The organism is Bradyrhizobium vignae, from assembly GCF_900324035.1.
GTDB classification, from domain to species: Bacteria; Pseudomonadota; Alphaproteobacteria; order Rhizobiales; family Xanthobacteraceae; genus Bradyrhizobium; species Bradyrhizobium vignae.
In genome coordinates, this window is the sequence record NZ_LS398110.1 from 2,706,670 (window position 1) to 2,726,686 (window position 20,017).

The 20,017-nt window shown below is 63.2% G+C and carries 18 protein-coding genes; 6 read left to right on the top strand and 12 right to left on the bottom strand.

The window, feature by feature from the left end:
- Window positions 1–164: 164 nt before the first annotated feature.
- Window positions 165–974: an ABC transporter substrate-binding protein gene (locus BRAD3257_RS13040; protein ID WP_122402166.1), complete on the top strand. Its 810-nt coding sequence runs from the start codon at window positions 165–167 to the stop codon at window positions 972–974.
- Here BRAD3257_RS13040 and BRAD3257_RS13045 read toward each other — a convergent pair.
- Window positions 948–1,646 (bottom strand): ABC transporter permease, encoded by a 699-nt coding sequence (locus tag BRAD3257_RS13045; protein WP_122402167.1) that lies wholly within the window; start codon window positions 1,644–1,646, stop codon window positions 948–950. The genes BRAD3257_RS13040 and BRAD3257_RS13045 overlap by 27 nt on opposite strands.
- A 471-nt stretch (window positions 1,647–2,117) precedes the next feature.
- Here BRAD3257_RS13045 and BRAD3257_RS13050 point away from each other — a divergent pair, with 471 nt between their 5' ends.
- The 4 genes from BRAD3257_RS13050 to BRAD3257_RS13065 all read left to right on the top strand — a co-directional run bounded on the left by BRAD3257_RS13050 (window position 2,118) and on the right by BRAD3257_RS13065 (window position 6,310).
- On the top strand, window positions 2,118–2,969 hold the full coding sequence (locus BRAD3257_RS13050; RefSeq protein WP_122402168.1) for a 3-hydroxybutyryl-CoA dehydrogenase: 852 nt from the start codon (window positions 2,118–2,120) through the stop codon (window positions 2,967–2,969).
- Window positions 2,970–3,102: 133 nt separating this feature from the next.
- Window positions 3,103–3,567: a group III truncated hemoglobin gene (locus BRAD3257_RS13055; protein WP_122402169.1), complete on the top strand. Its 465-nt coding sequence runs from the start codon at window positions 3,103–3,105 to the stop codon at window positions 3,565–3,567.
- Window positions 3,568–3,816: 249 nt separating this feature from the next.
- Window positions 3,817–4,467 (top strand): QcrA and Rieske domain-containing protein, encoded by a 651-nt coding sequence (locus BRAD3257_RS13060; RefSeq protein ID WP_122406533.1) that lies wholly within the window; start codon window positions 3,817–3,819, stop codon window positions 4,465–4,467.
- Between the two features lie 115 nt (window positions 4,468–4,582).
- Window positions 4,583–6,310, top strand: a complete 1,728-nt coding sequence (locus BRAD3257_RS13065) for a methanol/ethanol family PQQ-dependent dehydrogenase (protein WP_122402170.1) — start codon at window positions 4,583–4,585, stop codon at window positions 6,308–6,310.
- A 375-nt stretch (window positions 6,311–6,685) separates the two neighbouring features.
- Here the strand turns inward: BRAD3257_RS13065 and BRAD3257_RS13070 are convergent, their stop codons facing one another.
- The 7 genes from BRAD3257_RS13070 to xoxF5 form a co-directional block, all read right to left on the bottom strand.
- Entirely contained in the window at window positions 6,686–6,943 is a 258-nt protein-coding gene (locus tag BRAD3257_RS13070; RefSeq protein WP_122402171.1) for a hypothetical protein, read from the bottom strand.
- 133 nt (window positions 6,944–7,076) lie between these two features.
- Window positions 7,077–9,389: a xanthine dehydrogenase family protein molybdopterin-binding subunit gene (locus tag BRAD3257_RS13075; protein WP_122402172.1), complete on the bottom strand. Its 2,313-nt coding sequence runs from the start codon at window positions 9,387–9,389 to the stop codon at window positions 7,077–7,079.
- Between the two features lies 1 nt (window position 9,390).
- On the bottom strand, window positions 9,391–9,843 hold the full coding sequence (locus BRAD3257_RS13080; RefSeq protein ID WP_122402173.1) for a (2Fe-2S)-binding protein: 453 nt from the start codon (window positions 9,841–9,843) through the stop codon (window positions 9,391–9,393).
- Between the two features lie 628 nt (window positions 9,844–10,471).
- On the bottom strand, window positions 10,472–11,035 hold the full coding sequence (gfa, locus tag BRAD3257_RS13085; RefSeq protein ID WP_122402174.1) for an S-(hydroxymethyl)glutathione synthase: 564 nt from the start codon (window positions 11,033–11,035) through the stop codon (window positions 10,472–10,474).
- 33 nt (window positions 11,036–11,068) lie between these two features.
- Window positions 11,069–12,178 (bottom strand): S-(hydroxymethyl)glutathione dehydrogenase/class III alcohol dehydrogenase, encoded by a 1,110-nt coding sequence (locus BRAD3257_RS13090; protein ID WP_122402175.1) that lies wholly within the window; start codon window positions 12,176–12,178, stop codon window positions 11,069–11,071.
- Between the two features lie 61 nt (window positions 12,179–12,239).
- Window positions 12,240–12,731, bottom strand: a complete 492-nt coding sequence (locus tag BRAD3257_RS13095; RefSeq protein WP_122406534.1) for a c-type cytochrome, methanol metabolism-related — start codon at window positions 12,729–12,731, stop codon at window positions 12,240–12,242.
- A gap of 116 nt (window positions 12,732–12,847) precedes the next feature.
- A complete protein-coding gene (gene xoxF5 / locus BRAD3257_RS13100) occupies window positions 12,848–14,653 on the bottom strand; it encodes a lanthanide-dependent methanol dehydrogenase XoxF5 (protein ID WP_122402176.1) in 1,806 nt (601 codons plus the stop codon).
- 513 nt (window positions 14,654–15,166) lie between these two features.
- On the opposite strand from xoxF5, the gene BRAD3257_RS13105 reads away from it, so the two are divergent.
- Complete coding sequence (locus BRAD3257_RS13105; protein WP_122402177.1) at window positions 15,167–16,135, top strand: helix-turn-helix domain-containing protein; 969 nt, start codon at window positions 15,167–15,169, stop codon at window positions 16,133–16,135.
- A 27-nt stretch (window positions 16,136–16,162) separates the two neighbouring features.
- On the opposite strand, the gene BRAD3257_RS13110 is transcribed toward BRAD3257_RS13105, so the two are convergent.
- The 4 genes from BRAD3257_RS13110 to BRAD3257_RS13125 all read right to left on the bottom strand — a co-directional run bounded on the left by BRAD3257_RS13110 (window position 16,163) and on the right by BRAD3257_RS13125 (window position 19,706).
- Window positions 16,163–16,585 (bottom strand): hypothetical protein, encoded by a 423-nt coding sequence (locus BRAD3257_RS13110; RefSeq protein ID WP_122402178.1) that lies wholly within the window; start codon window positions 16,583–16,585, stop codon window positions 16,163–16,165.
- Window positions 16,586–16,748: 163 nt separating this feature from the next.
- Complete coding sequence (locus BRAD3257_RS13115) at window positions 16,749–17,678, bottom strand: substrate-binding periplasmic protein (RefSeq protein WP_122402179.1); 930 nt, start codon at window positions 17,676–17,678, stop codon at window positions 16,749–16,751.
- Window positions 17,675–18,031: a c-type cytochrome gene (locus BRAD3257_RS13120; protein WP_122402180.1), complete on the bottom strand. Its 357-nt coding sequence runs from the start codon at window positions 18,029–18,031 to the stop codon at window positions 17,675–17,677. Before BRAD3257_RS13120 ends, BRAD3257_RS13115 begins: the two co-directional genes overlap by 4 nt.
- Before the next feature lie 10 nt (window positions 18,032–18,041).
- The gene (locus BRAD3257_RS13125) at window positions 18,042–19,706 is read right to left on the bottom strand and encodes a methanol/ethanol family PQQ-dependent dehydrogenase (RefSeq protein ID WP_122402181.1); all 1,665 of its coding nucleotides are present in this window, start codon (window positions 19,704–19,706) and stop codon (window positions 18,042–18,044) included.
- Between the last annotated feature and the right edge of the window lie 311 nt (window positions 19,707–20,017).

The following is a 20,017-nucleotide window of genomic DNA, read 5'->3' on the forward strand; positions in this document are numbered from 1 at the left end:
CCACGCGTCCACTGTGCGTGGCGAATTTCATCCCGCTTAGCGAATTGGAGTTCGCGCTTCCTCCACACGCGCGCGCATCAATTGTCGTTGCGACCTAAGGTGGGCTTCCCGCCGTCATCGCCAGCGGCTATTCAGGACCGTCATTGTCGGGTCAAGGACGGCGCATGAGGAAGCTTGTCACGATCGGAGCGGTTCTGCTCTGGTCCACCATCGCATTCGCACAGGACCGCACCATCACCGTGGCCTCGACCACCTCGACGGAACAGTCTGGGCTGTTTGGCCATTTGCTGCCGCTGTTTGCGAAGGCTGAGGGCATCAGCGTGAAGGTCGTCGCCGTGGGCACTGGTCAGGCACTGGACATCGGGCGGCGCGGGGACGCAGACGTCGTGTTCGTCCACGACCGGGCGGCCGAAGACAAGTTCATGTCCGAAGGGCAGGGCGTGAAGCGCTTCGACGTGATGTACAACGACTTCGTCATCGTCGGCCCGAAGAGCGACCCCGCGAAGATCGCCGGCAGCAAGGACGTCACCGATGCGCTGCGCAAGATCGCCGCGGCCAAGGCGCCGTTCATCTCGCGCGGCGACAAGTCCGGCACGCACGCGGCCGAGCTGCGATTATGGAAAGAGGCGGGTGTCGACTTCAGTGCCGGCAAAGACAATTGGTACCGGGAGATTGGTCAGGGCATGGGCCCGGCGCTGAACATGGCCTCATCGTCGAACGCCTATCTCCTGTCGGACCGCGGCACCTGGCTGTCGTTCAAGAACCGTGGCGAACTCGCCATCCTGACCGAGGGTGACAAGCGGCTCTTCAACCAGTACGGCGTCATGCTGGTGAATCCTGAAAAGCATCCGAATGTGAAGGCGAAGGACGGGCAGGCCTTCATCGATTGGCTGATCTCGTCGAAGGGGCAGGAAGCGATAGCCGGATACAAGGTCGGCGGCGAGCAGCTATTTTTCCCCAACGCGTCCCACTAACACGAAGGCGACGGTCGACACCGCGACGCTCAGGGCGAGCAGGATCAGTCCGAGCCCGAGCGCCAGCGGCAGATCGCCTTTGCTGGTTTCCAGCGCGATCGCTGTCGTCATCGTGCGGGTGAAGCCGCGGATGTTGCCTCCGACGATGATGATGGCACCGACTTCCGCAATGGCGCGCCCGAACGCCGCGAGAAAGGCCGTCAGCAACGAGGTCCGGCCGAGCGCGAACAGGAGGGCCATGCTGCGCAGCGCCGACAGCCCATCGATCCGCGCCAGGTCGCCGTATTCCGCCCACAGCAGGCTTGCCGGCCGGTGCACCAGCGCCACCACGATCGGCGTGGCCAGCAGCGTCTGCGCAATCACCATGGCGGCCGGCGTGAACAACAAGCCCGCAGCTCCGAGCAGGCCGGACCGCGACAGCAGCAGATAGAGAGCAAGCCCGACCACGACGGGCGGAAGGCCGAGCAGCGCATTGGTCAGAATGACGATGACCTGACGCCCCCGGAAACGAGTGATCGCAAGCAGGGCCCCGAACGGCGCGCCGATCAGGAGCGCGATGATGCTGGCGCTCAGGCTGACCCGTACGGACAATGCGACGATGCCCAGCAGCTCGGCGTCGGCTTCGCCGATTAGCGTGAAGGCGGCACCGACGGATCGCGCGAAATCGTTCATCCGGCCTGACGCTGTTGCGCCGGCTCGATGCCGGTGACCACGTCTGTCGCGCACTCCTTCATCCTTGGCAGCCCCCCTGACAGCTTCGGCCGGCGTCGATGGCGAGCCGGGTCCCCCCATGCACATCCTCGGATGGCAACTGCACCGGTTCTGGCCGCTGCGGCCGCCACAATCAAGGGGTCACAATTCGGGGTGCTCAGGTGAGCTTTGGTCCATATGGATCGGGCGCCCGACGCCGGGCCTTCATCCAGCTGTGCAGGGGCCGCAGGGCACAAGATCCGGCCATTTCGGGCAGGGAGGAGCCCAAATCCTGGCGCGGTGCGGCCGTGGACCGCTTTATTCCGCCCGTGGATGCACTTAGGAAGGGACAGGATCAGGTCGCACCCGCCCGGTGACGGTGCTAGACCCTGATGCAGGAACAATGGGGCCGGCTGCTACTGGCTCGCCCGCAAAGATGAAGGATGTGACGCAATGATCCAAACCGTTGGCATCATCGGGGCAGGGACCATGGGAAACGGCATCGCGCAGGTTTGCGCCGCGGCCGGACTCTCAGTCGTGATGGTCGACATTTCCGATGCGGCCGTGAACCGTGGGCTTTCGACCGTCGGCGGCAGCCTCGACCGCCTGGTCAAGAAAGAGAAGATGTCGGCGGCCGATCGCGAGGCGACGCTGAAGCGCATCACCGGCACGACCGATCGCGCGAAGCTGTCGGATTGTGACCTCGTCATCGAGGCTGCCACCGAGAACGAGGAGCTCAAGGTCAAGATCCTGAAGGATCTCTGTGCCACGCTGTCGCCGCGTACGCTGATCGCGACCAACACCTCGTCGATTTCGATCACCAAGCTCGCAGCGGCAACCGATCGTCCCGACCGCTTCATCGGCATGCACTTCTTCAACCCGGTGCCGGTGATGGCGTTGCTGGAACTGATCCGCGGCTTGCAGACCTCCGACGACACCCACGCCCAGGCGCTGGATTTCGCCAAGCGCGTCGGCAAGGTGGCGATCACGGCGAAGAACAGCCCGGGCTTTGCCGTCAACCGTATCCTCTGCCCGATGATCAACGAAGCGATCTTCGCGCTCCAGGAGGGGATCGCGACGGCGGAAGAGATCGATGCCGGCATGAAGCTCGGCTGCAACCATCCGATCGGGCCGCTGGCGCTTGCCGATCTCGTCGGGCTCGACACCATGCTCTCGGTGATGGAGGTCTTTTACAAGGGCTTCAACGATCCTAAATATCGGCCAGCGCCGCTGCTGAAAGAGATGGTCGATGCCGGCCATCTCGGCCGCAAGACCGGGCAGGGCTTCTACATCTATAGCGCCTGATGAAGGCATTGGCGGCGGGCACTCTGCGTCCGCCGCCACATACCGCAATTTGCGCTGCGACAAAGACGCCGCGTGCAATCGGCCCGACAACGAATGGACGGCTCGCGGGAACAACAGACGGACAAGAGAGGACATGTCGGATCGATTGAAGGCCGAGCGCGAGGCGGCGGCTGCGCGGCGGAACCTGCTGACCCAGGACGCGATCGAGCGCACCGGGATCACCGAGGAGATGATCGGGGAACTGGTCACGCGCTTCTACGGGCGCGTACGCGAGGACGCGCTGCTTGGTCCGGTTTTTGCGATCGTCCAGAACTGGGACGAGCATCTCGCCAAGCTCCGGGATTTCTGGTCGTCGGTCGTGCTGATGAGCGGTAGCTATTACGGCTCGCCGATGCGGACGCACCTGCCGCTGAGCCTGGCTGGCGGCCATTTCGACCGCTGGCTCGACCTGTTCGAACAGACCGCGCGCGAAGTCTGTCCGCCGGCGGCGGCTGCGCTGTTCATCGACAAGGCGCGTCGTATCGCCGACAGTTTTGAAATGGCATCGGCAACTGTTGCGGGCCGCATCGCTTCGCCGCGTCACGTGCTCAGGTCGTGACATACAGAATGCCTGCTGAAAAACGCGCGGCTCGCGTCGCCGGTGATTGGCGCGTTGCACCAATTCCTACATCGTCGGGCTGATCTGCAAAATCATCATGCCGTCCGCGCATTCCGATATGGAATTCGCGAAAACGCGCTCGCTTTGCGGTCGTTCTCGTTCAATCCACGCGAGCAAAGCCACATTGATGCATTGCGGCGCCAATTCTTCGCCTTCTTTTCGGCAGAGTTCCAGCGCCTGCTAGCGCGTATGGTTTGTGCATCGTTCGATCCCAATTCCTCGTTCTCCGAGGGTCCTGCGGAACCCGACGTTGACGCAGGCACGAGGCAGACGCGACGAATCCTGCTGCTGGGTGCGCTGGCGACCACCGCATGTCTCGGCTGTTCCACCCACGTGCGTGCAGATGATCCGCCCGGCTCCGACGAGCGGCCGCAGAAAGGCGATCTGCTCGTCTTTTCCGAAGGCGACAAGGAAGGGAAACTCATCACTGCGGCCGATCTGACGGCGGGCGGACCGCCGGTTCATGCCTGGCCGAAGGATCCCAACACAGCGGTGGTGCGCAGTGCCTCACGGCTCAACGAGATCCTGATCATCAAGCTCGATCCCGCCGAGCTCGACGAGAAGACCCGCGCGCGGGCCGTCGACGGCATCATCGCCTATTCCGCGATCTGCTCGCATGCGGGCTGCCCCGTCACCGCCTGGGTGAAGAGCGATGTCGGTGACAAGGAGGTGCTCAAGTGCATGTGCCACAACTCCGAATACGATCCCCGCGCGGGCGCGCAGGTCGTGTTCGGGCCGGCGCCGCGACGGCTTGCAGCGCTGCCGTTGGCGCTCGCTGACGGTTCGCTGAGCGTCGCCGGCAACTTCATCGGAAAGGTAGGTGCCGCGCAGCCAGGATGATGGATGGTACGGGCCATTGCCCGCGTCACGAGAGGCCGCCTCCGCCGATGGGCGGACGACGGGACGAACGACAAGAATTCACAAGAATTCAAACGGATGAAAAAGGGGAACGTCCATGACCAGGAAGCAATGGTACCTGTCCGGCTTCGTCGCCTTCACCTGCCTCGCCTCGACGGCCGCCGTGTCGGGCCCGATCGAGAATTATTCTCCGGTCACCGCGCAGCGGCTGGAAAATCCGGAGCCAAGCAATTGGATGCTCTACCGGCGCACCTATGACGGGCACGGCTATAGCCCGCTCGACCAGATCAACACCTCCAACGTGAAAAACCTCACACCGGTCTGGACCTTTGCCACAGGCGTCATCGAAGGCCACGAGGCGCCGCCGATCGTCAACAACGGCGTGATGTTCGTGGCGACCCCGATGGGGCAGGTGATCGCGTTGAACGCCAAGACCGGCGACGAATATTGGCGCTACAAGCGGCAGCTCCCCGATGATCTGTTCCAGCTGCATCCGACCAGCCGCGGCGTCGGCCTCTGGGAGGACAAGCTCTACCTTGCCACGACGGATGATCACGTCGTCGCACTGGATGCCAAGACCGGCAAGGTGGTGTGGGACACCAAGGTGCAGGACTACAAGAAGGGCCAGTACATGACCCTGATGCCGCTCATCGTCGACGGCAAGGTCATCGTCGGCGGCTCCGGCGGCGAGTTCGGCGTGCGCGGCTATGTCGCCGCCTACGATGCCAAGGATGGCAAGGAGCTGTGGCGCACCTTCACCATTCCGGGCGAAGGCGAGCCCGGCCATGACACCTGGCAGGGCGACGACTGGAAGAACGGCGGCGGCTCGGCCTGGATGACCGGCAATTACGACAAGGAGACCAAGACGATCTATTGGGGCGTCGGCAACGCCGCGCCCTGGCCCGGCGACTCGCATCCCGGCGACAATCTCTACACATCATCGGTGCTCGCGCTCGATCCCAACACCGGCAAGATCAAGACCCATCACCAGTATCACCAGAACGATTCCTGGGACTGGGACGAGGTCGAAGCGCCAATGCTGATCGACCTGCAGCGCGATGGCCGCAACATCAAGAGTCTGGTCCATCCGGGACGCGACGCGATTTTCTGGGTGCTCGAGCGGACACCGACCAAGATCAACTACGTCGCCGGCTGGCCGTTCGTCTCCACCGACGTCTGGAAGGGCATCGAACCCGAGACCGGCAAGCCGATCGTCGATCCCGCGCACAAGCCGGTCCTCGGTAAACGCGTGGAGTTCTGCCCCTCGCTTTGGGGCGGCAAGGACTGGCCGTCAGCGGCTTACAGCCAGAAAACCGGTCTCGTCTACGTACCCGCCAACGAGAATTTCTGCGGCGGCTTCACCGGCGAGAAGGTCGCGCTGAAGCCTGGCGAGCTCTGGCTCGGCACCAAGCCGGAGGACATCGGCCTCAAGGCGAAGCCTGGCGCGGATCATTTCGGTGAGCTTCAGGCCTGGGATCCCGCCACCGGCAAGAAGGTGTGGCAGCACAACTTCCCGAAATCGCAGCTGTTTGGCTCGGTAACGGCGACTGCGGGCGATCTCGTCTTCGCCGGCGGAACCAACGACCGCAACTTCCGCGCCTTCAACGCCAAGACCGGCGAGCTGCTGTGGGAGCAGAAGACGAACTCCGGCATCATGGGCATGCCGGTGTCCTACGAGATCGACGGCACGCAGTACATCGCGATCCAGTCGGGATGGGGCGTGGATGCGCAGCGCATCCAGGATGCGCTCGTGACCAACAATATCGGCATCGAAGCCAATGTGCCGCAGGGCGGCGTCATCTGGGTCTTCGCACTGAAGAAATAGCTCCGCAGAAATAGCTCCGCGGGCGGATCGAAAGAAGCGGAGCAGCCGGGGGGTGGCGAATGCGGCGGACGGCAACGTCCGCCGCATTTTTGCTGTGGCGCGCTGTCTTCCTTCTCCCCTCATGTCCGCCGAAGCCCTGGCGAAGGCGGATGTGCGAGAAGGTGGCGCGAAGCGCCGGTTGAGGGGTTTTCTCCGCGAGTAACGAGTGCGACCCGTTGTTGCGGAGGCAAACCCCTCACCCAAGCGAGATCGTGGCACCCAGCCTCGCGGCCCTCTCCCACAGGGAGGCCCACAGGGGGAGAGGGTACATCAATTGGCACCGGCGAGGATGTGGACCGTGGCCATAACGGCGCTGAAGGGCGCTGCCTGCAAAGCCTACTTCCCCTCGCGCTCCACCTTGCCCTTCTCTTTCTGGTTCATTTCGCGAACCTTCGGGTCCGGATTGTGCTGCCCCGTGGTCTGGGTGGTCGAAGCGGGCGGGGCATTGGCGTTGGGAAGCGAGTTCTGATCGGGCGCTGTCGGCCGCGTGGCGGTCGTCGGCGGCGTCGTGTTGGTCTGGGCAAACGCACCAGTGGTGATCAAAAGAAAGGCGCTCGACAGCGAGACTGCGAGCGCCTTGGAGATGTTGGTCATCGATCTGCTCCTGTCAGATCGATGCAAACGGCGCGAGGCCGCTTGTGTTCCGAAGCGCGATAGACATCTATCGCGCTCCCTTGGTTGGGCATGATCTATCCGGAAAACCGGTGTCCACTTTTCCGGATCATGCCTATGCCTCCAATTGCTTGCCGATCGGAAGCGACCGGATGCGTTTTCCCGTCGCGGCGAAGATCGCATTGATCAGGGCCGGTGCGAACGGGGGAACACCGGGCTCGCCGACGCCGCTCGGCGGCGTGTCGGGTCCGGGCGGCACGATGTAGACGTTGGTCACCAGTGGGGACTCGTCCATTCGGATGACCTGGAAGTCGTCAAAATTCTTCTGCTGCACCTTGCCGTCCTTGAACGTGATCTCGCCGTACTTGGCGAGACTGAGCCCCATGATCGCCGCGCCCTCGATCTGCGAAGCGATGCGCTCGGGGTTGACATAGGTGCCGCAGTCGATCGCGGTGTCGACCCGAGGCACCGTCAGCTTGCCCTTGTCGTCGACGGCAACCTCGATGATGGTTGCGATGTAGCTGACGAAGCTGCGGTGCACGGCGATGCCGAGGCCGTGGCCCTTCGGCACCTGACGGCCCCATTCGCCCTTTTCGGCGACCAGTTCGACCACCTTGCGCAGGCGCGCGGTGTCGATCGGGTAGCTGTCCTGGGGTTCGCCGTAGTTCCACAGGTCCTTCACGTTGGGCTTGACGATGCGCGGCGAGCCGATCAGCTCGAGCAGCATGTCCTTCTGGTCGCGGCCGGTGGCTTGCGCGATCTCGGCGACCATCGACTGCACGGCGAAGGCACGCGGGATGTTCGAGACCGAGCGGAACCAGCCGATGCGGGTATGTGCGGCTGCTTCCGGATTCTCGCAGGAGATGTTGGCGATCTCGAAGGGCATATCGACGAGACCCATGCCGATCTCGAACGGTGCCTGATGCACCGTGCCGGCGGCAAAGGTCGAGGCGATGCTGGGAGCCACGCTGCGGTGGCGCCAGGCGATCACCTTGCCGTTCTTGTCGAGACCGGCTTCGATCCGCTCGACCGAGACGGTGTGCAGGAAGCCGTTGTGGATGTCGTCCTCCCGCGTCCACTGCACCTTCACCGGCGCACCGAGCTCCTTCGACAAGAGCGCGGCTTCGAGCGCAAAATCGCATTTGGACTTGCGGCCGAACCCACCGCCGAGCAGCGTCACATTGACGGTGACGTTGTCCTCGGGAATGCCGAGCGTCTTGGCGACGTCCTCGCGCGTGCCGCCCGGGCTCTGCACCGGCGCCCAGATCTCCGCCTTGTCGCCCTTGACGTCGGCAACCGCCACCGGCGGCTCCATGGCGACATGGGCGAGATGCGGGATGTAGTACTCGCCGACGATCACTTTGTCGGCGCTCTTGAGGGCGGCCTCCGCATCGCCCTCCTGGCGCAGCACGAGTCCGGGCTTGCGCGAGGCCTCTTCGAGCTCCTTGCGGTAGGCGACCGAGTCGTATTTGCCGTTCGGACCGTCGTCCCAGACCAGCTTCAGCGCGTCGCGTCCCTTGATCGCCGCGCCGGTGTTGCGCGCGATCACGGCAACGCCGCCGAGCGGCTGGAACTTCGACGGCCATGGCCAGCCGCGCACCTGCATCACCTTCTCGACGCCGGGGACCTTCAGCGCCGCGTCCGGATCGAACGAGACCAGCTTGCCGCCCGTCACCGGCGGGCGCGCGATCACGGCATATTTCATGCCAGGCAAGCGAACGTCCGCGCCATAACGCGCCTTGCCCGTGGTGATGTCGTGAAGATCGACGATGCCGACCTGTCCCTTGCCGAGATAACGGAAGTCCTTGGGATCCTTCAGCTTGAGGCTTTCAATGCTCGGCACCGATTCCTTGGCGGCATCGGCGGCGAGCTCGCCGAAGCCGAGCTTGCGTCCGCTGGCGCTGTGAACGACCTCGTGATTGACGGCTTTGACCTCGGTCGCCGGCACGCCCCAGCGCTTTGCAGCGGCCTGCTCCAGCATGGTGCGGGCGGAGGCGCCGATCTGGCGCATCGGGATCAAATAGTGCCGCGTGCTGCGTGAGCCATCGGTGTCCTGGTTGCCGAACCTGACCTCGTCGCCATGGGCCTGCTGCACCTTGACCCTGGACCAGTCGGCTTCCATCTCCTCGGCGACGATCAGCGGCAGGCTGGTGCGCACGCCGGTGCCCATTTCCGAACGGTGCGCGATGATGGTGACGATGCCGTCCTGGCCGACCGAAACGAACACGCGCGGATCGACCACGACGCCGTGAGGCATCTTGCCGGCACCGGTTTCATAGGCGAGCGCTTGGCGCGACATCACGGGGGCGGCGAGCACGAAGCCGCCGGTGACGCCGAGCCCCTTCAGGATGCTGCGGCGCGAGACCTTCTGGATCCCGATATGCTTTTCGAATCCGCGAAGCTTGCGGGGATTGTCGATGAAATTCATGTCACACTCCCGTCGATGCGAGATGGACGGCGTTCTCGATGCGCTGGTAGCAGCCGCAGCGGCAGATGTTGCCGGACATCGCCTCGCGGATCTGGTCATGCGAGGGTTTTGGGTTGTCCATCAAGAGGGCTGCGGCCTGCATGATCTGGCCGGTCTGGCAGAAGCCGCATTGGGGCACGTTGACCTGGCGCCAAGCTTTCTGCACCGGATGATCGCCGTTGGCGTGCAATCCCTCGATCGTGGTGACCTCGCGTCCGGCAACGTCGTTGACCGACGTGACGCAGGCGCGAACCGCTTCCTTGTCGACGATGACGGTGCAGGCACCGCACAGGGCCTGGCCGCAGCCGTATTTGGTGCCGGTCAGCCCGGCCTCGTCACGCAGGAACCAGAGTAGCGGGAGATCCGGGTCGCCGTCCCAGCTCTGTTCCTGGCCGTTGATCTTTACCTTGATCATGATCGTCCCTCGCTCTTCATAAGCATGCCAAATTCAAAGTCCTCGTCGCCGGTCGGCGACGGTTCTTGCATCGTCTCGCCACATCCTGCCGTCATCCCGCGCGGGCAAATCCCGAAACGTGGCAGGAACACCAATGGCGATGTCTGGATATGCTCGATACCTCCCGTTTTGTTCTTAATTGATTGTAGTTCGCGCGGCATCGTGACGGCGCGATCGTAGCAGAGACCGCTCCGGCCCGGCGTTCACAGCCGAGTGTTCTCACCGGGAAAAGATTGCATCGATGGTTTGTCAAAAGCTGGGCGCGGCTTCATGCCGCGTGCTTACGAAACCGGCGCGAAAAAGGCTTCGTCCGCCAGGAAGACTGCGGACGAAGCAGGATGCCTCAGTCGAGGGAGGGAGAACGCAAGCACCGCGAACTTCAAGCCGGAAGCAGACGGCCCTGCGCAGTCATTCAGAGACCAGGACTGAGGAGCTGATGGCCCTCACATATGCGTGGTGCAGAAACGGCGGCATCGCCGCGGTGGTCCCGGACCGGGGACCCGTGCGGCTCGCGGGTGGCAATAGGCGCCAGCGAGCCGCAGAAGGTCTGGCCAAGGGCTCGGCGGCCCAGCCAGCTCAAGCAGGCTGCCTAGGCGGCTTTGGCTTTCGCGACATGCGTCGCGATCGCGTCCATCAGCGCCGGCGACAGGCAGTCATAAGGCTCGAGGCCGATCTCCTTGAGCCGCGAGCGGATGCCGGCCATCTGCTCGGGCTTCACGCCCGATTCGATCACCGAGGAGACGAAGGCGGCGAATTGCGGCGCCTGCGAGCCCTGCTCCTGGAACAATTCGGGATGGATGAAATCGAGGCCATAGAACGGATGGTTCTTGTTCTCGATCCGGCCGTACATGTGCGTGCCGCAGGCCTTGCAGGCGTAGCGCTGGATCACCGCGGAGGGATCGACGATCTGGAGCTTATCGCCGTTCTCGAGCACGGTGACGTTCTGGCGCGGGACCACGGCGACGACGGAGAAGATCGCGCCCTGCGGTTTCCAGCATTTGGTGCAGCCACAGGCGTGATTGTGCGCGACGTCGCCTTTGATGCCGACCTTGACCGGATGGTCGTTGCATTTGCAGACCAGCGTGCCGCCGGCAAAGCTGCCGGTGCCTTGTTTGATGCCGTTGTCAATCGAGGGATGGAGTGCAACAGTCATGGGTCGATCCTCCTTGGTGTGATGGCTTTCGAGCTAGTACACGACGACTGAACGAATGGATTTGCCCTCATGCATGAGGTCAAAACCCTTGTTGATCTCTTCGAGCTTGAGCACGTGGGTGATCATCGGATCGATCTGGATCTTTCCGTTCATGTACCAGTCGACGATCTTCGGCACGTCGGTGCGCCCGCGCGCGCCGCCGAAGGCCGTGCCGCGCCAGTTGCGCCCGGTGACGAGCTGGAACGGGCGGGTGGCGATCTCCTTGCCCGCTTCGGCGACGCCGATGATGATCGAAGTGCCCCAGCCGCGATGGCAGGCTTCCAGCGCCTGGCGCATCACGGTGGTGTTGCCGGTGCAGTCGAAGGTGTAGTCGGCACCGCCATCGGTTAGGCCGACGAGGTGCTGAACGATTTCGCCGGTGATCTTCTTCGGGTTGACGAAGTCGGTCATGCCGAACCTGCGGCCCCATTCCTCCTTGGAGTCGTTGATGTCGACACCGATGATCTTGTCGGCGCCGGCCATCTTCGCGCCCTGAATGACGTTAAGGCCGATGCCACCGAGGCCGAACACGACCACGTTGGAGCCCGGCGTGACCTTGGCGGTGTTGACCACGGCACCGACCCCGGTGGTGACACCACAGCCGATGTAGCAGCTCTTGTCGAACGGTGCGTCCTCGCGGATCTTGGCAACCGCGATCTCGGGCAGCACGGTGAAGTTCGAGAAGGTCGAGCAGCCCATGTAGTGGTAGATCGGCTTGCCCTTGTAGGAGAAGCGGCTGGTGCCGTCAGGCATCACGCCCTTGCCCTGCGTCGCGCGGATCGCGGTGCAGAGATTGGTCTTCTGGCTGAGGCAGCTTTTGCACTGCCGGCATTCGGGCGTGTAAAGCGGGATGACGTGATCGCCCGGCTTAACCGAGGTCACGCCCGGGCCGATCTCGCGGATGATGCCCGCTCCCTCATGTCCCAGGATCGACGGAAAGATTCCCTCGCTGTCGAAGCCGTCGAGCGTGTAGGCGTCGGTATGGCAGATGCCCGTCGCCTTGATCTCGACCAGGACTTCGCCGGCCTTCGGGCCTTCCAGATCGACCTCGACGATCTCGAGCGGCTTCTTGGCTTCGAAAGCAACGGCGGCACGTGTCTTCATCTTAGAACTCCTCAGATTCTCGCAGGGCGCCAAGAGGTAGTCTCGGCAGTCCTCGTAGCGTTCATTTCTTGCCCATGCAGGCGTCTTCCGCCTTGGTGTAGGCCTCCGTTTTCTCCTCCTTCTTGGAGGGACGCTGCCGGCCCCATGCTTCGGTGGAGCGGGCGCGCAGATAGACGTAGAGATCGTCCATGTAGCATGCGACGTTCGGATTATCGCCGAAGGCCGGCATCACGTTCTCGGAGGCCGTCGAGATGTTCTTGCGGCCGGAGGCGACGACGCCGAGGAAGTCGCCATAGCTCATCGTCTTCAGCGAATCCTTCAGCGCCGGGGCATAGGTCGAGCCCATGCCGTCGGGGCCATGACAGACATGGCAGTCCGAGTGATAGCGGCGGTATCCGGAATAGGTGAACCAGTCCACGGTGCCGTCGGCCGAAATCTTGTAGGTGGGATTTCCCTCCTTATCGAGCCACTTCCCGTCATCTTCCTTCTTCACCGCGGTCGGGTCGCCCGGACCCTCCGCGACCGCTACGCCTCCGGACGCAACGAAGATCATCATCACAGCAACGACAGAGCAGATTTTACGCAAGAGAGTTTTCCTCGAAGGCGTTCGGTGGAGACGACCCGGCGCGTGGAGGTGATTCCACGCGCCGGAGCGATGCTGAGCGAGGCCTAGTTCGGCAACGAGAACACGGTCAGCGTGCCGCCGAGCGCCGTGTAGTTGCTGAGGGCCGCGTAGCCGCCGACGGCGCCGAGACCTGCGGTCGGATCGGTCAGACCTGCCGCCAGACCGATGCCGGCCCAGCCGCCCACGCCGGAGAGCACGGCAACGTACTGCTTGCCATTGTTCTCATAGGTGGTGACGTTGCCGATGATGCCGGAGGGAGTCTTGAACTTGTAGAGCTCCTTGCCGGACTTGGCATCGACCGCCTTCAGGTAGCCTTCGAGCGTGCCGTAGAATACCACGCCGCCGGCCGTTGCGAGCGCACCCGACCAGACCGAGAACTGCTCCTTGTTCGACCAGACGATCTTGCCGGTCTTGCCGTCCCAGGCGATGAAGTTGCCCATGTGGCTTTCACCCTGCGGCGGATACATCGAGAGCGTCGCGCCCACATAGGGTTGGCCCGCGGTGTAGCTCACCTTGAACGGTTCGTAGTCCATGCAGACGTGGTTGGTCGGAACGTAGAACAACTGCGTATCCGGCGAGTAGGCTGCCGGCTGCTCGTCCTTGGTGCCGAGCGCGGCCGGGCAGATGCCCTTCACGTTGACGTCCTCGCCCGCCTTGTCCGTCGAAGCTGCGTCGAGCACCTTCGGGCGGCCATAGGTCGGAGAGCTCTTGTTCATGTCGACGCCGGAGGTCCAATTCACCTTCGGATCGTATTTCTCGGCGACCAGCAGTTCACCGTTCTCGCGGTCCATGGTGTAGGCGAGGCCGTTGCGGTCGAAATGAGTCAGCAGCTTGCGCGGCTGGCCGTTGATCTGCTGATCCGTGAGGATCATTTCGTTGACGCCGTCATAGTCCCACTCGTCGTGCGGCGTCATCTGGTAGACCCACTTGGCCGTGCCGGTGTCCGCGTCGCGCGCGAAGATGGTCATCGACCATTTGTTGTCACCCGGACGCTGCTTCGGATTCCAGGTCGAGGGGTTGCCCGATCCGTAGTACACCGTGTTCAGAGCGGGATCGAAGGACATCCAGCCCCAGGTGCAGCCGCCGCCGATCTTCCACTGATCGCCCTGCCAGGTCTTCAAGCTGGAGTCGGCTCCGACCGGCTTGCCGAGCGACATCGTCTTGGCCGGATCGAACTTGATCTGGTCATCCGGACCTTCGGAATAGGCGCGCCAGACCTGCTTGCCGCTCTTGAGGTCGTATGCGGTGACGTGGCACTGCACGCCGAACTCACCGCCGGAGATGCCGACCAGGACCTTGTCCTTCACGACCAGCGGAGCCGATGTGCCGGTCTCGCCCTTCGCCGGATTGCCGTTGGTCACCGACCAGGCCACCTGGCCGGTCTTGGCGTCGAGCGCGACGAGGTTGGTGTCGGCCTGATGCAGGATGATCTTGCCGTCGCCGTAGGAGAGGCCGCGGTTGACCGTGTCGCAGCACATCACCGGAATGACGTTCGGATCCTGCTTCGGTTCGTACTTCCAGATGATCTTGTTCTCGTTGGAAAGGTCAATAGCGTAGACCTTGTTCGGGAACGGCGTGTGGACGTACATGACGTTGCCGATGATCAGCGGGCCGCCTTCATGGCCGCGCAGCACGCCCGTCGAGAACGTCCACGCGACCTGGAGCTTGCCGACGTTCTGAGCGTTGATCTGGTTCAGCTTGGAATAGCGGGTGTTGGCATAGTCACCTGCCGGCATCACCCAGTCCTTCGGGTTCTGCGACATCTTTATCAGCTCGTCATTGGCTGAAGCGCTGCCGACGGCGAGAGCCGCCGCAGAGCCGAGATAGGTCGCCAGTAGCACCTTGCGCATAGTCATTCCTCCGTTGGTCTCGTTTATTGTTTCCGAAGCATTGCTGAATCGCCGGGCTTCTCGTCCGGCGTCTGCTCGTGCAGGGCGGTCACGATTGGGACCAGAAACGATGCTGTGCTGTTTCCTCCTCCTGATGAGAGCCACGGGTCCACGTGCGGGAGCGGCCCGTTCTTGTTGTTCCTGCCGCAATCACTAACGACTTCGTCATAGGGAAACTTGCCCAAGAGGGAAGCCGTTTTGCTCGACAGCGCACGGAGGCGAAGATTTTGATTTTGCAGTAGCGAATTCAGCGGCTTCGGTGCGCCTTTGAGACCCCGTCTGCGCGCAGGTTCCCCTTGACGGCGCTGCAACTAAGGCGGAGGATTAAGTTTCAGGAGTGGCAATGGAACGATGATGCTCGTTGCAAGAGACCGCTCAAATTCGAGGTAAACGTCACGCAATCATGGCTGAGGGCTCCGGCAGCGCTGGTTGCGATTCGCGCCGAATCTCCGGATCAAATCAGTGGCTGGATTAATGTCCGACACCATTCACACGCTCTCGACGATGGGAATGACGCCGAAGCGGCAGATCCAGAGCTGGATCGACGGGCTGACGAGCCTGTGCGGTTATTTCGACGTCGATCCACTGGAGGCGTCCTCGCTCGAAGGTCGCATCGATTACACCACGGTCTCGCGTCTGAAGCTCTGCCAGATCGAGGTCAGCCAGCATCGCATCGCGCACACGCTTGCGCGGGCCAAGGGCAACGAGCACCCGTACATAAAAATCCACTTCCAGACCTACGGCGTGTCCTATTTCGAGCAGGAAGGCCGCCACATCGAAATCAATCCCGGCGACATCATCGCCTACGACGTCTCCTGCCCGCATTCGATCATCAGCCCCGCCTTTACCCGTCACGACGTGGTGATCGTGCCGAAAGCGCTGCTGCGCGACCGCGGATTCCCGTCGCAGCGGATGCCTGCCTATAAGCTGACGGCGAAGACGGGCACCGGACGGATCGCCCACGATTTCGTCCATGCCACCTTTGACGAGGCCGCGAAGCTCTCGGCGAACAGCGCTGTCGGCGTCGCCGATTCGCTGATCGATCTGTTGCTGCTGCCGCTGCGCGAAGCCGACACGATGTTCGATCGTGTCGGACCCGAAGCCACGTATGTGCGCGCGCAGTTCTTCATCCGCGAGCACTTGCGCGATCCTGACCTGTGCATCGACCAGATCTCGGCCGAGCTCGGCTGCTCCAAGCGCTATCTGCACATGCTGTTCTCGGAGCGCGGCACCACGGTGAGCGACTACATCTGGCAGGCGCGGTTGCAGAACTGCCGCCAGGAGCTCGAGGCCCATGCCGGCAAGACCATCACCGACGTCGCCTTCTCCTGGGGCTTCTCCAGCTCATCGCATTTCAGCCGGGTGTTCCGAAAATATTTCGGCGTGGTGCCGTCCTCGATCCACAAGGCGCAGCAGGGCGCGGCCAGCTCGGGCGAGCATTAGGCGCACGCCTGAGAATTCCCGGCGCGCTTACGTCGTCGCAACATAGGGAATGCCGGCCAGGAGAGCGACGAGCAGCATCGCGTTCACCAGCATTCCGCTCCAATGCAGCCGGCGCAACCGACGTGGGGCGTCGGCATCGCCGGCCTCCGTCGCGCTGAGCTGGTCATCGACCCTTTGCATGAACCAGCGACGTCCCCAGATCGCCAGGGCTGCGATAGTCCCGACGCCGAGCCCGGCAAGCAGGCGACCGTTGAGGAGGAGAGCCATCGTTCCGATGACAGCGGCGACGCGCATCACCAGGAAATGAGCGTTGAACATTCCGCGCAGCAGCTGGGCGACGGGCTGGATATCGAGCCTCACCAGCAGGAAGGCGGGCGATGCCAGCGTGAAATAGCCCATCGGAAAAAGCAGGATGATCAGAACGGCGACGGCGACTGCATCCGGTGTCATGCGATCGGCCCTTCTTGTCCGCAGAGGCGCGCAATCATAGGGGAAAATCCGCGACCGGCGCTAGGCTTTGGTTGGACTGCGGGCCGGTGCGCGTCATTGGCTACATGCGCTGCGGCGAATGATTTCCGGGGTCGCCATGCGGGCGCCCCGGAATGACAGGCAATCACCGCTGAATGATCCTGGTCCAGACATCGCCGAGGATCGCGGGCTCGCGCGGTGGCAGATAGGTGAGGCCGGCCTGCTTGCCGAATTCGGCGATCTTGCCCTCGGCTGCAAGCTCCGTCAGCGCCTTGTTGACGGCCTCGATCAGTGCGCCTTCGCTGGCGAGCCCGACATAGCCGCGATTGGCTCCGATCGGGTAGTAGTACCCGGACGCCGTGACCGCCGTGTCGGGGTGCGCGGCGCGATGGGCATCGAAGCGGGCAAGATCGATCAGCGTCGCATCATGGTCGCCGCGCTGGAGCGCGCCGAGGAGATCGTCGCGACCGGGGACGAGATGGGTGATGTTGTCGATCAGGCGTCCCTTGTCGAAGGTCATCAGGATGGCGTCGCCAAGCGATCCGCTTTCGATGACGAGACGAAGGCCGGCGAGATCGCCGATGTCGCCGATCTTGCGGCCGCGGGCCTTCGGTCCGAGCACCACCGTCATCGGCGAATAGATGTAAGGCTGGCTCGGCGCGAGCACGCCCAGCGGGACGCGGCGGCGCCGATCGTCGCGTGTGGCGCCGGCGAAATCCGGCAAGCGCGCTGTCTTCATCCCGGGCACGACGAGCGAATCCTGCGTCAGCGCGTAGCCGCCGACGAGCGAGCAGCGCCCATCCGAGAGCAGCGCGTTGGCTTCGAGCTGCGGGCTCGAATCCTCGTCCAGTTTGCTCTCGAACCACTGGATCGCCAGCGGTCGTCCGAGCCGCTCCGCAACCGCCTTGCCCAGCAGCAGGTCGAAGCCGGCATCCGGCTTGCCGCGGTGATGCACCGAGAGCGGCGGCCGGTCCTCGTCGAGACAGATCTTCAGAGCATCGTCGGCCGCAGGAGCGACCGACGCCATCATGGAAAGAACGGCCGCAACGCTCCAGGCAAGGCGCCGGCCCCTCATGGCTTTCTCCGGCTGGAGATGAAGGCCCAGAGATCCCCGATCTGGTCGTCGCTGAGGATGTCGCCCCAGGGCGGCATCTTGTTGTTCTTGCCGTTCTTGACCGTGGTGACGAAGCGCGTCTTGTCGTCCGGGAAGACGCGCAGGTCCGGCGTGATGGTGCCGGAGTTCATCAGGTTGGGACCGTGGCAGTGTGAGCATTTCTCGGCATAGGTCGACTTGCCGTGGTCGATCTGCGCCTGCAGTGGATTGCCGGTTGAGTCATCCGCGGCGCGAACGGTCGCCGCAAGCGCGACCGTCAGCATCGCGGCGGTGGCGAGGCTCGCCACCGTCCTGTGTGATACTTCTCTCAGCATCGTGCCGTGGCTACTGCTTGACCGCAAAGACCCACAGCGAGCCGCCGGGCGGCACTTTGGCAAGCCGCTCGTCGCCGGAGAACAACGAGTAGACGCCGCCATAGCCGCTCGTCACCGCAACATATTGCATGCCGTCCTGCTGCCAGGTCACCGGCTGTCCCTCGATGCCGGACCCGGTCTGGAACTGCCAGAGCTTCTTGCCAGTGTCGGCATCGAAGGCCTCGAACTCGCCGGTCAGCTGACCTGAGAACACCACGCCTCCGGCCGTCGACAGCACGCCCGAGAAGCGCGGAATATCGCTCGGCGCTTCCCACTTCGACTTGCCGGTCAGGGGGTCGATAGCCTTGAGGTGACCGCGCGGTCCGTCTCCGAACTCCCAGGGATCGGTCAGATCCATGCCGAGATACCATTCGCCCTGCTTGAAGGTGACGGGCTCCGCCTTGTATTTGCCGCCGAAGTTGAGCGTGTTGGCATAGGCGAGGCCGGTCTGCGGGTTGAACGACATCGGCTCCCAATTCTTACCCCCGAGGATGGACGGATAGACCGTGACCTTCTTGCCCTCGCGCGCGTCCTTGGAAACGTCGGTCTCGATCGGACGTCCGGTCTTCATGTCGATCCCGGTCGCCCAATTGACCTTCACGTAAGGATTGGCCGCGAGCAGCTTGCCGTTGGTGCGATCGAGCACGTAGAAGAAGCCGTTGCGGTTGGCGTCCATCAGCACCTTGGTCGGCTTGCCTTCGACGTTCATGTCGGCGAGCACCATCTCGGCCACCGAGTCATAGTCGAATGGATTGTTCGGCGAGAACTGATAGTGCCACTTGATCTTGCCGGTCTTGGGATCCATCGCCAGCACGGAGCAGGTGTAGAGATTGTCACCGGGGCGCACCGACGAATTGAACGGGCCGGGATTGCCGATGCCCCAATACACCGTGTTCAGCTCCGGGTCATAAGAACCCGTGATCCAGGTCGAGCCGCCGCCGAGCTTCCAGGTATCGCCCTTCCAGGTGTCGCCGCCGGGTTCGTCCGGCGAGGGGATCGAGTAGGTGCGCCAGAGGTGCTTGCCCGTCGCCGGATCCCAGCCGTCGATGAAGCCCCTTGTGCCGAATTCGGCGCCGGAGATTCCGGTGATGACGACGCCGTCGGCAACCAGCGGGGCGACCGTCATCGAATAGCCTTCCTTGATGTCGGCCGCCTTCTGCCGCCACAGCTCCTTGCCATTCTTGGCGTCGAGCGCGATCACGTGGGCGTCGAGCGTGGTGCGGAACACCTTGCCGTCGTAGAGCGCCGCGCCGCGATTGATGATGCCGCAGCAGACGATGCGCGGGGTCTCGGCGGGATACTCGACCTTGGTCTTCCAGATCTGCTTGCCGGTTTTGGCGTCGACCGCCATGGTCGCGTTGTGCGAGGTCACGTAGATCACGCCCTGGTACACCAGCGGTTGCGATTCCTCGCTGCGATCGTCGTTAAAGGAGTAGTTCCAGACCGGGACGAGGTTCTTGACGGTGTCCTTGTTGATCTGGTTCAACGTCGAGAAGCGCTGGAGATTGTAGCCCATTCCGTAATTGAGAACGTTCGACGTGTCGGTCGCCCCCTTGACCAGCTGCTCGCTGGTTTGTGCATTTGCACAGGTTGACGCAAGCATGACGAGGCCTGCGGCCATCGCAAAGCGTTTCATCCGTTCCTCCCAATTTGCGCGCCTTTTGACGCTGCGGCAGCAACACTCCGTCGGAAAGCAAAACGCGTCAATACGAAAGTCGCAAGTGTCGTGCCGATATCGCTGGAGGCTGGTCCGGTCACCTCAGGGAAACCTTACGCGAGCAACTCCCACTTGTGCGGACACGCTGAGAGAATTCCGCGGTATGAAGCAGTCTCGGGTGCCCGATCGCCGGACCCTCGGCCGGGCTCCCGGGCGGTGACGCGCGCAAGTTGCGTTTCGGGACTTGAACCGGGGTCCGCTTGTGGATTTATGTCGCTTCTGTCCCCATC